Below are 13,088 nucleotides of genomic sequence, written 5' to 3'. Positions count from 1 at the left end.
ACGCCTTGAAATGCAGTGGCTTCTCCTATTGCGGCCTTACCTCACGATTGCCGCGGTAAAATTTCACCGCAACGTGACTTCCCGTTGACTTCCCGTTCTGCCACATATTTGGGCAAAGCAGAACAAAGCCGGCACCACCGGCGGGAATTGGAATGGTCATGGCCTCGCGACGATCATTGTGGCTGGCAGCCTTCACGCTGGCCTTCTCGGCTTTTCCCGGTGCTGGCCATGCCAGCGAGCCCGAAAGGGCCCAGGCCGAAAAGCCCGACCGGCCGCTCGGCGTGGTCGAACTGTTCACCAGCCAAGGCTGCAGTTCCTGCCCGCCGGCGGACGCGTTCTTCGCCGAACTCGCCACCAGGCAAGACCTTGTCGCGCTCGCCTATCACGTCGATTACTGGGACTATCTCGGCTGGAAGGACACGCTGAGCCGCAAGGAAAACACCGAGCGGCAATATGACTATATGCGCTATTTCAGCAGCCGTTCCGTCTATACGCCGCAAGCCGTCCTGAACGGCCGGATGCATGTCAACGGCGCCAATCGCGGCGAGGTCGACGGCGCGCTTGCCCGCATGGCCCGTGCCGGCGAAGGCATGCGTGTGCCCATCAAGATCAGCCGCACCGGCGACCGCGTGATCATCGACACCGGCGATGCCGGCACCGGCCCGAACGACGCCCATGTCGTCATCGTCTATTTCGACGCGCCGCAGACGGTCAAGATCGGCCAGGGCGAGAATTCCGGCCGCAAGATGACCTATTGGAACGCGGTCACCGGGATCCAGACCGCCGGCATGTGGCACGGCAAGGCGCAGCGCTACGAATTGCCGCTGAGCGAGATCACCAAGAAGGCCGGCTGCGCCGTGCTTTTGCAGTCGGTCGGCAAGGATGGCCTCCCGGGCCCGATCCTGGGCGCGGCTTTCATCCACAGGCCCGGATCCGAGACCTCCCTGGAGCGCCAGCTGTAACGTCACGCGGTTCGGCGCGATCCAGACGGAAACCGTTACACATCTCCCTCGAATGCTTTCAGTGTCCGGTCAGGCGATCGGCAAAGGCGGCAAGACGTGAGGTCCGGCCCAAGCCGTTTGCTTCACGCCGGTCGGCGATGCGATAGAGCTGGTACATGGTGTGGACGCCGAGCCAACGCAGCGGTTCAGGCTCCCATTTCTTGACCGTGCGGTTGACCCAGGGCAGCCGGGTCAGTTCGGTATCGTGGCCGAGCACGAGGTCGCGCAAGGTGCGGCCCGACAGGTTGGAGCTCGAAACGCCCAGCCCGACATAGCCGCCAGCCCAGCCGATGCCACTCTCACGGTCGAAACCTGATGTTGTGCACCAGTCGCGCGGCACACCGAGCGTGCCGCACCAGGCATGGTCGAGGCGCACGCCTTTGGTCTGCGGCAACAGCCTGGTCAGCACCTCGTGCAACTGATCGATGGTCGCCTGCTGGGTCTGGCCGCGCACATCGGTGCGCGAGCCGAAGCGGTAGGGCACGCCGCGCCCGCCCATGGCGATGCGGCCTTCGCGCGTGCGCTGTGCATAGCAATAGGTGTGGGCGGCATCGCCCAGCACCTCGTAACCGTTCCAGCCGATCGCGTCCCAGAGCTTTTGCGGCAGCTTCTCGGTCACCACGATGGCGCTGTTCAGCGGCAGCCAGAGACGCTCGTAGCCGGGAATGCCCGCCGTGAACCCTTCGGTGGCGCGGACGATCTTTTGCGCCCGCACGATACCTCTGGTGGTGGTGACCTTGCCCTTCTCGATCGCCAGCACCTGCGTCTGCTCGTAGATCGGCACGCCGAGCCGCGCGACCGCGGCCGCCAGGCCCTGGACCAGCTTGGCCGGCTGTACACGCGCGACGTTGCGCACGACAAAGGCGCCCAGCACCTTGTCGATGGCGATGCGCTGGCGCGCCTCCCGCGCGTCGAGGAAGGCCAGCCGCTCCGGCGGCATCTCCCAGCCCAGCAGCTCCTCGTATTCGGCCCTGGCGCGCTGCAACTGCGCGGCATTGGTGGCGACGGTGATGTTGTCGACGCGGCGGATATCGGCATCGATGCCCTCGGCCTCCGTCACCGCGATCACCTCGTCGACCGTACCGAACATGGCGCGCTGCATGTCGATCACGGCGCCGCGCGACGAGGTTTTTGCGTATTTCTCGCGCGACCAGCTGAAACCGCCCGACAGCCAGCCGCCATTGCGGCCGGAGGCGCCGAAGCCGGCGAACTCCTTCTCGACGATGACGATGCGCAGCGCAGGCTGCGCCTTCTTCAAATAATAGGCGGTCCACAGGCCGGTGTAGCCGGCGCCGACGATGCAGACATCGGCCTCGATGTCGCCGAGCAAGGGCGGCCGATAAGCGGGGGTGCCGCCGATATCGGCATACCAGAACGACACGTCGCCATTGTGCTTGGCTTGCATTGCGGACTGCTTTCGAAAGGCAATTCCGGGAAAGGCGGTTTTCCGTCCGGAGTTGCGTTAAAACAAAGGGTTTCAGGTAAGCGTCAGATCGGCCTTGTCGTCGTCGGCGAGCAGCTTGACGTCGGCGCCGGCGAACAGCACCTCGACCTCGTCTCCGATGGCAAAATTGTCTGCTTCCAGCGTCGAGCGCACGATGGCTTTCGAGCCGTCGGCCAGATCGACCTCGTATTTGGAGCCGGAGCCGAGGTAAATGGCTTCGCCGATACGCCCGGTGAGCCGGTTGCGGCCATCGCCGTCGGCACCACGGCGGGCGAGTACCAGCTTTTCGGGCCGCAGCAGCATGACCGGCCTGCCGCCATTGGCGAGACGCTTGGCTGTCGCTACCTTCTGGCCCGCTATGTCGATCGCCGTCTCTCCGCCGGAGGTGGCGGCGGCCCCGCGCAGCACGGTGGAATCGCCGATGAACTTGCCGACGAACAGCGTCGCCGGCTCGTCATACAGCTCGCGCCCGGTGCCGATCTGTTCGATGCGGCCCCGGTTGAACACGGCGATGCGGTCCGACAGCACCAGCGCCTCTTCCTGGTCGTGCGTCACATAGACGAAGGTGGTGCCGAGTTCGCGGTGGATGCGCTTGATTTCGAGCTGCAGCCATTCGCGCAGCTTCTTGTCGAGCGCGCCGAGCGGCTCGTCCATCAACAGCAGAGGCGGATCGAAGACGATGGCGCGCGCCAGCGCCACGCGCTGCTGCTGGCCGCCCGAAAGCTCGCTGGGAAAGCGGTGGCCGAAATCCGCCATCTTGACCATGTCGAGCGCCTGGCGGACGCGGCGTTCGCGCTCGGTGCCGGCCACACCGCGCAGGGCGAGCGGATAGGCGACGTTGCGGCTCACCGTCATGTGCGGAAACAGCGCGTAATGCTGGAACACCACGCCGATGTTGCGCTTGTGCGCCGGCACGCCGACGACGCTCTTGCCGCCCACTTCCAGCGCGCCCGAACTGGCCTCGGTGAAGCCGGCGACGACGTTGAGCGTCGTCGTCTTGCCGGAGCCGCTCGGCCCGAGCAGCGTCATGAACTCGCCGGCCTTGATGTGCAGCGACACGCCGTCCAGCGCCTTGAAGTTGCCATAGGCCTTGCTGATCGAGTCGAGGTCGATCGCCGCGCCCCTGCTCTCTTGTCCCCGATTCATTGGCGTCCTTTCCGCTCGCGGCCAAGAAGAAGCATGCCGCCGCCAATCAGCATCGTGGTGGTAAGCAACAGGATCGTACCGACGGCCGCTACCGTCGGGTCGGCGTCGCGCGTGATGGAAGCATAGATCTGCACCGGCAATGTCTTGAGGTAGGGATTGGTGATGAACAGCGACACGACAATCTCGTCGAAGGAGGTGGCGAAGGCGAACAACAGGCCCGACAGCACGCCGGGCGCTATCAGCGGCAGCGTCACCGTACGGAACGTGGTGAGCGCGCTCGCGCCCAGGCTCGCCGCGGCTGTCTCGAGGCGCCTGTCGAACACTTCGAGATTGGCCGAGACGGCAATCAGCACGAAGGGCAGCGCAAGGATCGTGTGGGCGAGCACGAAGCCGAGCAGCGTGCCGACAAGCCGCGTATCGAGATAGACCGCGTAGATGCCGATCGCCAGCACCACGCCCGGCACCACCATCGGCGTCAGCATCAGCATGCGCAGCAGGTTTGCCGGCCGCGCTTTCATGCGGTCGAGGCCGAAGGCGGCGAGCGTGCCGAGCACCGTCGCCAGCACCGCGACGATCGAGGCGACCTTCAGCGAATTGAGGAAGCTGTTCGACCAATCCGGGTTGGTGACGAAATTCTGGTACCACTGCCAGGAGAAGCCCTGCGGCGGAAACGCCAGCGACTTGTTCTCGTTGAACGACATCGGCACCACGACCAGCGTCGGCGCCACCAGCCATATGGCCACCAGCAGGCAGACCAGGCCCAGGATGACGCGGGTGAGAGGCTTCATCTCCATCACTGCCGCCCCGCGTCCCGGTACCTGGATCGCATCACCGGCGCGGCGAGCGCCAAGAGCACGAAGGTCGTGACCAGCAGCACCACACCCATCGCGCCGCCCCTGCCCCATTGCAGCAGGCTGAGCACCTGTGTCTGCACCAGGGTGGACAGCATGGTCGAGCGCGGTCCGCCGAGCAAAGCCGGTGTGATGTAGAAGCCGAGCGCCAGGATGAAGACGATGATCGCCCCGGCATAGACGCCCGGCAGCGACAGCGGCAGGTAGATGGTGAAGAAGGCGCGGGATGGTCGCGCGCCAAGACTTTGCGCCGCACGCATCAGTCTGAGATCGATGCCTTTCATGACCGAATAGAGCGGCAGGATCATGAAGGGCAAAAGAACCTGCGCCATGCCGATGACCACGCCCGTCTGGGTACGGATCAGCCTGACGCCACCGAGCCCGAGCGATCGCAGGATCGAGTTGATGACCCCTGAATCCTGCAGCAGGATCACCCAGGACAAGGTGCGCACCACGCCGCTCACCCAAAACGGGATCAGCACACATAGCATCAGCACCAGCCGCACACGCGGCCCGACCGCGGTCATCAGATAGGCGTAAGGGTAGGCTGAGATCACGCACACCAGCGTGACCCACGCCGAGATGACGTAGGTCCGCTGGAGCACGGTGAGGTTGATGGGCGCGCTGAAGAACCAGATATAGTTCTGCAGGCCCCAGTCCGGCTCCGACAGGCTGCGCAGGACGATGGTGAGCAGCGGATAGCCGATCACCGCCAGGAGCAGGAGCAGCGCCGGCAGCGCGAGCGCGTACGGCCGCCATGCCCAGCGCCTTTCGACAGCGGGAATGGTTGGATCGGACGCGCTCACGGTCTGTGTCCCGTCAGCCAGTCAGTTGCCGGCCATCAGCGCCGACCACTTCTCCTGCGCCACCGCGAAGTTCGGGACCCAGAACTTGAAGTTTTGTTTGTAGCCCTGCTTCTGGCGTTCGGGCGTATTGGTCAGGTAGGCGGCGACGGAAGCGTCGACCTTGGGCTGCGCGTCGTTGTTGATCGGCGTGTAGGAGGTCTTCTCCGCCAATATCTCCTGGGCATGCTTGCCGAGATAGGCATTGAGCAGCGCGTAGGATGCATCCGTATCCTTGACGCCGACGGGAATCGTCATCTGGTCCATCACCACCAGCCAGTCCTGCCAGGCGGGCGCGTATTTGGCGCCGTTCTTGACCGCCGTCATCGCGCGGCCCGTCCACATCATCAGCATGTCGGCCTCGCCGGATTCGGCGAGTTGCTGCGATTCGGCGCCGGTCTTCCAGAAGATCGTGTCGGGGCCGAGCTTGCGGACCACATCGATGGCCTTGTCGATATCGGCCACCGTCATCGTCTTCGGGTCGCCGCCGGCAACCTTGAAAGCCTGTTCCAGCAGGCCGCCGGTCGGGCTGCCGGAGCCGTCGATCCCGCGCACGCCTGGGAATTTTTGGGTATCGAAGAAGTCGGCCCAGCTCTTTGGCGGATTATCCCCGTACTTCTCCTTGTTGTACATCAGCACGACACCGTAGTTCATCGCCGGCACCGAGCATTCGCCGACTTGACCTTCCGGGATTTTCGAGACGTCGAGCTTGGTCAGATCGAGCTTCTGGAACAGCTTGCCGCAATAGACATAGGGCGGCAGATCGTCGGTATCGACGACGTCCCAGGTGACATTGCCGGACTCGACCTGCGCCTGCAGTTTGGCGATCTCCGTCGGGCCGTCATTGAGCAGCTTGACGCCGGATTTGTCGACGAACTCCTTGAGCGCGGCCGCCTGGCCGTCCTGGTAGATTCCGCCATAGGACACGAAGGTCAGCGTCTTGCCCTTCAGCGAGCCTTCAGCCACCTCTCCCGCCACCGGCTTGGATTGCGCGAGCGCGGCGGTGGCCGCCAGAAGCACGGCGACGCACGCCGCATGTCCAAATCTCAGTCTCATGATCAACTCTCCCATTGCAGCACTCGCATTTGTTTTCATGCACCCGGATGCGAGCGGTTTCCGGGCCTGTATTGATCGAGTTCGAACGCGCCGGCGGTTGGCGGGGCGATGATCCACAGCACCTCCGCCGGCGTGTCGCCGACATTGACCGTGCGGTGCGGCACCGAGGTCGCGTATTCGACGCTGTCGCCTTCGCGCATTACATGGCGCTCGTCGGCGAGTGTCAGTTCGACGGTGCCCTTGAGCACCATGAACATTTCATGCTCGCCGCTGTGGACGTAGGCCTCGTCGCCGGTCGAGCCGCCCACTTCGAAATGACCGGCATAGACCTCGAACTGGTGGATCGGCCGCCGCGACAGGAGCATCTTGCGGCCTTGCACGCCGACCGGCAGGACCGGCCGTTCCTCGCGCCTCAGCACCTTGTGCAGGGGGCGGGCATTGTCCTCGAACAGATCGTTGATGCCGAGGTCGAGAGCGGCGGCGATCTTGAGCAGCGTGCCTGTGTTGGCGCCGCACAGATTGCGCTCGAGCTGGCTGATGAAGCTCGCCGTCGTACCGGTCATGTCCGCGAGCTGGCGCAGCGAGACGCGCCGCGCCGTCCGCAACGCCTTGATGCGAGGGCCGACGCCGACGCCATCTGGCGCGGCCGCCCCACCAGTCAATTCTTTTGCCGTGGAGTCCGATGCGCGTGGCATTGCCGTCTCCGTTTCACTTAACACCCTATTAAGTGAAACGGCAAATGGCAAGCACGGTCGACGGAATTGAATAGCGGATGTCGGGGCTGGCGGCTTCGGGCTCTACGCCGAGTTCCAGTGGTCGCCTTGATGCATGCCGCCCTGAAGTATCCTCGGTTCCGGGACACGACATGCATAAAATTGGAAGCTTACTGCAGGTCGGGCGAATCCCGTTCGCCGGGACATGCTGTAATCGGGGCAAAAGGGTCCAAAAACGAAAAAACCGACGTCAGCTTGCTTCTGACGTCGGTCATTTAGGTTTTGGGATCGTCGCACACCTGGCTTTTCCGAGGAAAAGGCCGAGGTTGGTTCGATCCGACGCAGACCCGTGGGCGGGGGGCTTGGGGTTTACGAGCCGGTGCCGGACCGAACCGTCTCAGGCAACGCCGGTAAATTCGTCGGACATTGGGGCAGGAGCGCGGATAAAAAAAGGCAGAAATGTGGCGAAGCATCACCAATTCCAACAAGCGTTTCACAAACGTGACCGGACGCGGCGGAAACGGCCCGCCGCCGGCTTCGCTTCGCCGGCTCTTGCAATTGCGGTGCGAAGAGGCCAATTTTGGTTGGCAAAGATTCATTTTGAAGGATCGAGGCATGACTGATGACGGCGGCGGGATGGGGGATGGTGACGCATCCGCAATATTGATCCCGCTACACGAGGCGCGACGCCTCGACCAGCCGGTCCGCTTCGACCGGCGTGAACTGGACCAGATCCTGAGGCTCTACGGACGCATGGTCGCCGCCAACGAATGGCGCGACTACGCCATCGATCATCTCACCGACCGCGCTGTCTTTTCCGTCTTTCGCCGCGCCAGCGAAGTGCCGCTGTTCCAGATCGTCAAGGATCCGAAACTGGCGCGCAAACAGGGCGCCTTCGCCGTCATCGCCGCGGGCGGGCGCATCCTCAAACGCGGCCAGGAGCTTGGCCGCGTGCTTGGCGTCTTCGACAGCAAGCTGATGCTGGTTCAGGTTTGAGCCGGGATTGGGGAATTGAGGAATTGAGGAAAAAGACACTCGGCGCCTGACGTAAGCACCCTTTTCTTTCGTTCTTCAGTTCCTCAATTCTTCAATTCCTCTTCACTTCTTCAATTCCCCCTTCCGGAATTTCCGCTCGGGCAACGAGTCCGGATCGGGTAGGACCGATGCCCCGCCGTTCAGCGATAGCTGCATGAACACCGTGTCCAGCCAGCGGCCGTGCTTGTAGCCGGAGCCTTCGAGGCGGCCGGAATGGCGGAAGCCGAGCTTCTCATGCAGCCTGACCGAGGCGCTGTCGGCGTGGCCGTCGCCGATCACCGCGACGATCTGGCGAAAGCCCGCCACCTCGACCGCCGCGACCAGGCTCCGCATCAGCTTGAGGCCGACGCCCTGGCCCTTGGCATCGGGCGCGACATAGACCGAATCCTCGACGATGAAGCGATAGGCCGGGCGCGGCCGGAAGGGGCCGGCATAGGCATAGCCGAGCACGGCGCCGTCCTTCTCGGCCACCAGATAGGGAAAGCCGGCGGCCGCGAGCGTGGCGAATCGCGTACCCATCTCGGTGCGGCTGGGCGGCTCCAGCTCATAGCTCGCCGTGCCGTTGGTGACCGCGTCGGCGTAGATTTCCGTGATGATGTCGAGGTCGGCCGGGGTTGCCGACCTGATCACGATATTGCTCATTCTCTATGCAAACCTCTTATGTGCCCTCAACAACAGCAGAGGCCCGCGCAAAAGAAAAGGGCGGCCATTGGGCCGCCCTTCCGAGAGTTGATGGTCCAATACCGCTTAGCGGCGGTCGCCCATGAACTGCAGCAGGAACATGAACAGGTTGATGAAGTCGAGATAGAGCCTCAGCGCCCCCATGATCGCCTTGCGGCCGGCGACGTCCGAGGCGTCGCCATCGAAATACATCTCCTTGATCTTCTGCGTGTCGTAGGCGGTGAGGCCGGCGAAGACCAGCACGCCGATCGCCGAGATGGCGAAGGAGAGCGCCGACGAATGCAGGAAGATGTTGATCACCATGGCGATGATGATGCCGAACACGCCCATGATCAGGAACGAGCCCATCGCCGTCAGGTCGCGCTTGGTCGTATAGCCGAACAGCGACAACGCGCCGAAGGCGGCGGCGGTGGCGAAGAAGGTCTGCGAGACGCTGGCGGTGGTGTAGACCAGGAAGATCGACGACAGCGACAGGCCGACAAGACCGGCATAGACCCAGAAGGTCGTCTGCGCGGCGGCAACGCTCATCGACTGGATCCTGAACGACAAGAAGAACACTGCGGCCAGCGGCGCCAGTATGACAACCCAGCGCAGCGGCGAACCGAAGATCGCGTAACCGAACGAGGTCAGCATCTCGCCGCTCGGCAGCGTCGCGACGGCCGAGGCCGGGTCGGTGGTGGTGGCCAGCATGATCGTGCCGACCGCGGCAAGGCCGGTAATGAGCAGGCCAAGCCCCATCAGATTGTAGACCTTGATCATGTACGCGCGCAGGCCCTGGTCGATGTCGGCGCGGACGCCGGGCACCGCCGACGTCTGGTAATTGCGAATGGGATCAGCCATTGGAAATCCTCTGTTGCTTCTGCCCCGTCCGGTGTCGGGCCTCTTGCGGACCCAGGCGCCGCTGGCGGGACTCCAGCATGCCTGTGCTGAAATATGATGGTTATTCGCGTCGAGAACAAGACCGTAACCGGGTGTAACGGTTCGTGACAGGCCAAAATGCCGCTTCGCCGGCTGTTTTGGATGGCATTCTTACCAAGATTTAACCTGGAGCAGGCGGCGCCGGCCGGCGAATCAGAGGTTTCGCAGCACGGGTGCCGCCTTGTGGCCGAGCACCCGCCAGGTGCCGGCAAGGCCGATGCCGACCGTGATCACCAGCGAAAAGGCAATCGTGGCGACCGCCACCTCCGGCATGAAATGCGACGGCAAGGCCATGATGCGCGCGACGACGAACCAGGCGGCGGCGCTGCCGGCGGCGAGCGCGAAGATCGCGGTGGCGAGCCCGATCAGCATGTATTCCAGCGAGAAGGCCGATATCAGCGTCGTGCGCGTCGCGCCCAGCGTCTTCAGCACCACCGCGTCATGGATGCGCGCCCGGTTGCCGGCGGCAAGCGCGCCGGCAAGCACCAGAACCGAGGCGATCAGCGCCACGCCGGCCGCTGCCCGGATCGCCGTGCCGAGCTGACCGACCAGCCGGTTGACAATGTCGAGCGCGTCCTTGACCCGCACCGTCGTGACGGCCGGGAAAGCGCGGGTGACGGCATTGAGGACGCGCGCATCGTCGGCCGTCGAGGCGTTCTTTTCGGTCAGCGTCGCTATCCAGCCATGCGGGGCGCCCGCGAATGTGTTGGGCGAGAACACCATGACGAAATTGATGCCCATCGTCTCCCATTCGACCTGGCGGAAATTGGCGATCCGGGCCGTGACATTGCGGCCGAGCACGTTGACGGTGATGGTGTCGCCGAGCTTCAGCCCGATTTCCTTGCCTTCCTTGTCGGAAAACGAAACCAGCGGCTCGCCGCCATAATTGTCCGGCCACCAGTTGCCCTCGGTCAGCGTCGCGTTCTCCGGCTGCCTGGCGTCATAGGTCAGGCCGCGATCTCCCTTCAGCACCCAGGCGCCCTCGGCCGGCACCTTGAGCTTGTCGACATCGACGCCGTTGAGCGCCATCACCCGGCCCCGCAGCATCGGCACCTTGGCCAACGTTCCCCGCGGCGCCTCCTTTGCGATCAGCGAGGAGAAGGCATCGACTTCGCTGCCCTGGATGTCGACGAAGAAGAAGTTCGGCGCCCGCTCCGGCAGGTTGCCGGAGATCTGGCGCCTGAGATTCCCGTCGATCAGCGCCAGTGTCACCAGGAGAGTCAGTCCAAGCCCCAGCGACAGCACCACCGACGGCGTCAGCGCGCCGGGCCGGTGGATGTTGCCGATGGCGAGTCTCAGCGCGACAAAGCGCACGCGCGGGCTTCTCCTGGCTGCCCATTGCACCAGTCCTCCGACCAGCCTCAGCACCAGGAAAGCAAAAATCGTGGCGCCGACGAAGATCGAGGCGATGCGCTGGTCGCCCGAAAACAAGATCGCCAGCGCCGCCAGGAAAAGCGCGATGCCGAGCGCGCAAACGACATAGACGGGGCGCGGCAGGCCGCGGCCTTCCAGCCCCATCTCGCGGAACAGCGCGGTTGCCGGCACGTCGCGGGCGCGGCCGAGCGGCAGCAGCGCGAAGGCGAGCGTCACCAGCAGGCCGAACAGTGCCGCCATGGCCAGCGCGCCGGGATAGAAGCCGCCTTGCGCCGGCACCGGAATGACGGATTGCAGGGCGGCACTTGCGACAAAGGGCATCAGCGTACCCAGCACAAGGCCGGCGCCGATACCGAGCAAGGCGATGATCAGGATCTGCACGAGGTAGACGGCAAAGACGAAGCCGCCGGACGCACCCAGGCTCTTGAAGGTGGCGATGACGCCGCGCTTGCCGTCGAGATAGGCACGCACCGCATTGGCGACGCCGACGCCGCCGACCACCAGCGCGGTGAGCCCGACCAGCGTCAGGAACTGCGAGAAGCGTTCGATGTTGGAAGACAGTGCCGGTGCGGCATTGCTGCGCGTGCGGATCGACCAGCCGGCCTCCGGAAAATCCTTGGCCGCTTGGTCCTGGATGGCCTTGAGCCGCGCCTCGTCGGCACCGGCGGGCAGCCGGACCTTGTAGGCGTTCTCGACCAGGCTACCCGGCTGGACCAGCCCGGTGGCGGCCAGGGCCTCGGTCGAGATCATCAGCCTTGGCGCGAAGCCGAACCCGTCGGAGACCGCGTCGGGCTCGGTCACCAGCCTGGCGCGCAGTTCGAAGATGGCGGTGCCGAGCTTCAGCCGGTCGCCGATCTTGAGATGCAGCCGCTCGAACAAAAGGTCGGGTGCCGCGGCGCCGAAAACGCCGAACTGCCTGCCGAACAGTTCCTGCTTCGACAGCGCCGGTTCGGTTTCCAGCGCGCCATAGAGCGGATAGGCATCGTCGACCGCCTTGGCCTCGACCAGCGCCTGGTCGGATCCGTCGGCCAGGCGCGCCATCGAGCGCATGCCGGCGGTATGCGAAACGATGCCCAGCCCGTCGAGAAAGCCACGTTCGGCCTGGCTGGCGGCGCGCTGGTTGATCTGGAAGCGAAGATCGCCGCCGAGCAGCGTCTGGCCCTGATCGGCGACACCGGCGGTGATGGAGCGGGCCACCGAATTGACGCCGCCGATGGCCGCGACGCCGAGCGCGATGCAGGCGAGGAAGATGAGGAAGCCGGACAGGCCGCCACGCATCTCGCGCAGCGAGAAGCGGATGGCAAGCTTCAAGGTCCGCGCCAGCGGCATCAGGCGGTGACCTTGACCGGTGCCGGCGCTTCGATCCGGCCGGAGCGCATCGACACCTGGCGCGAACAGCGCGCCGCGAGCGCCGGATCATGGGTGACCAGCACCAGCGTCATGCCGCGCTCGGCGGCCTTGGCGAACAGAAGGTCGGCGACCTGCCGCCCCGTCGCCTGGTCGAGATTGCCGGTCGGCTCGTCGGCGATAAGGATGCGCGGCGACGGTGCCAGCGCACGGGCGATCGCCACGCGCTGCTGCTCGCCACCCGAGAGTTCCCCGGGATAATGGGTGACGCGGTCGCTGAGGCCCACGGCCGCCAGTTCCCGCTCCGCCACCGAAAACGGATCGGCGTTGCCGGCCAGTTCCAGCGGCACCGCGACGTTCTCGAGCGCTGTCATGTTGGGGATGAGGTGGAAGGACTGGAACACGATGCCAATGTTTCGGCCACGAAACGAAGCAATCTGATCCTCGCTTTTGTCGTTGAGCAGCTCGCCAGCGATTCGTACCGTGCCCGAATCGACTCTTTCCAGCCCTGCCAGCACCATCAGCAATGTCGACTTGCCGGACCCGGACGGACCGACGATGCCCGTCGCCTCGCCACGCGCGACTTCGAGGCTGACGCCCTTCAGCACATGGACCGACGAAGCCCCTTCGCCGAGCGTCAGGGATACGTCTTTCAGCGCAATGACGGCTTCTGTCAAAAT

12 protein-coding genes are annotated in these 13,088 nt (G+C 64.5%); 2 read left to right on the top strand and 10 right to left on the bottom strand.

Annotation, left to right across the window (positions count from 1 at the left end):
- Positions 1–152: 152 nt before the first annotated feature.
- Entirely contained in the window at positions 153–962 is an 810-nt protein-coding gene (locus tag FJ970_RS04875; RefSeq protein ID WP_140763993.1) for a DUF1223 domain-containing protein, read from the top strand.
- A gap of 58 nt (positions 963–1,020) precedes the next feature.
- Here FJ970_RS04875 and FJ970_RS04870 read toward each other — a convergent pair whose 3' ends face one another.
- From FJ970_RS04870 to FJ970_RS04845, 6 genes are all read right to left on the bottom strand, one after another.
- Positions 1,021–2,406 carry an NAD(P)/FAD-dependent oxidoreductase gene (locus FJ970_RS04870; RefSeq protein ID WP_140763990.1) on the bottom strand — a complete coding sequence of 462 codons (1,386 nt, stop codon included), beginning with the start codon at positions 2,404–2,406 and terminating at the stop codon, positions 1,021–1,023.
- Positions 2,407–2,478: 72 nt separating this feature from the next.
- Positions 2,479–3,591, bottom strand: coding sequence for an ABC transporter ATP-binding protein (locus FJ970_RS04865; protein WP_140763987.1), 1,113 nt, complete (start codon positions 3,589–3,591; stop codon positions 2,479–2,481).
- Positions 3,588–4,385 (bottom strand): ABC transporter permease, encoded by a 798-nt coding sequence (locus tag FJ970_RS04860; protein ID WP_140763984.1) that lies wholly within the window; start codon positions 4,383–4,385, stop codon positions 3,588–3,590. The genes FJ970_RS04865 and FJ970_RS04860 overlap by 4 nt, the downstream gene beginning before the upstream one ends.
- Positions 4,385–5,248: an ABC transporter permease gene (locus tag FJ970_RS04855; RefSeq protein ID WP_140763981.1), complete on the bottom strand. Its 864-nt coding sequence runs from the start codon at positions 5,246–5,248 to the stop codon at positions 4,385–4,387. The genes FJ970_RS04860 and FJ970_RS04855 overlap by 1 nt, the downstream gene beginning before the upstream one ends.
- 21 nt (positions 5,249–5,269) lie before the next feature.
- Entirely contained in the window at positions 5,270–6,340 is a 1,071-nt protein-coding gene (locus FJ970_RS04850; RefSeq protein ID WP_181178783.1) for an extracellular solute-binding protein, read from the bottom strand.
- 35 nt (positions 6,341–6,375) lie between these two features.
- Complete coding sequence (locus tag FJ970_RS04845) at positions 6,376–7,035, bottom strand: helix-turn-helix domain-containing protein (RefSeq protein ID WP_140763975.1); 660 nt, start codon at positions 7,033–7,035, stop codon at positions 6,376–6,378.
- Positions 7,036–7,668: 633 nt separating this feature from the next.
- On the opposite strand from FJ970_RS04845, the gene FJ970_RS04840 reads away from it, so the two are divergent.
- Positions 7,669–8,049, top strand: a complete 381-nt coding sequence (locus tag FJ970_RS04840) for a DUF2794 domain-containing protein (protein WP_140763972.1) — start codon at positions 7,669–7,671, stop codon at positions 8,047–8,049.
- A 102-nt stretch (positions 8,050–8,151) separates the two neighbouring features.
- Here FJ970_RS04840 and FJ970_RS04835 read toward each other — a convergent pair whose 3' ends face one another.
- From FJ970_RS04835 to FJ970_RS04820, 4 genes are all read right to left on the bottom strand, one after another.
- Positions 8,152–8,730 (bottom strand): GNAT family N-acetyltransferase, encoded by a 579-nt coding sequence (locus FJ970_RS04835; RefSeq protein ID WP_140763969.1) that lies wholly within the window; start codon positions 8,728–8,730, stop codon positions 8,152–8,154.
- 105 nt (positions 8,731–8,835) lie between these two features.
- Positions 8,836–9,609: a Bax inhibitor-1/YccA family protein gene (locus FJ970_RS04830; RefSeq protein ID WP_140763966.1), complete on the bottom strand. Its 774-nt coding sequence runs from the start codon at positions 9,607–9,609 to the stop codon at positions 8,836–8,838.
- A gap of 231 nt (positions 9,610–9,840) precedes the next feature.
- Positions 9,841–12,390: an ABC transporter permease gene (locus FJ970_RS04825; RefSeq protein WP_140763963.1), complete on the bottom strand. Its 2,550-nt coding sequence runs from the start codon at positions 12,388–12,390 to the stop codon at positions 9,841–9,843.
- Complete coding sequence (locus FJ970_RS04820; RefSeq protein ID WP_140763960.1) at positions 12,390–13,085, bottom strand: ABC transporter ATP-binding protein; 696 nt, start codon at positions 13,083–13,085, stop codon at positions 12,390–12,392. The genes FJ970_RS04825 and FJ970_RS04820 overlap by 1 nt, the downstream gene beginning before the upstream one ends.
- Between the last annotated feature and the right edge of the window lie 3 nt (positions 13,086–13,088).

This window comes from Mesorhizobium sp. B2-1-8 (assembly GCF_006442545.2).
Classification (GTDB): Bacteria; Pseudomonadota; Alphaproteobacteria; order Rhizobiales; family Rhizobiaceae; genus Mesorhizobium.
Note: the sequence above shows the minus strand (reverse complement) of the source record. Positions and strands in the feature narration are given on the sequence as shown.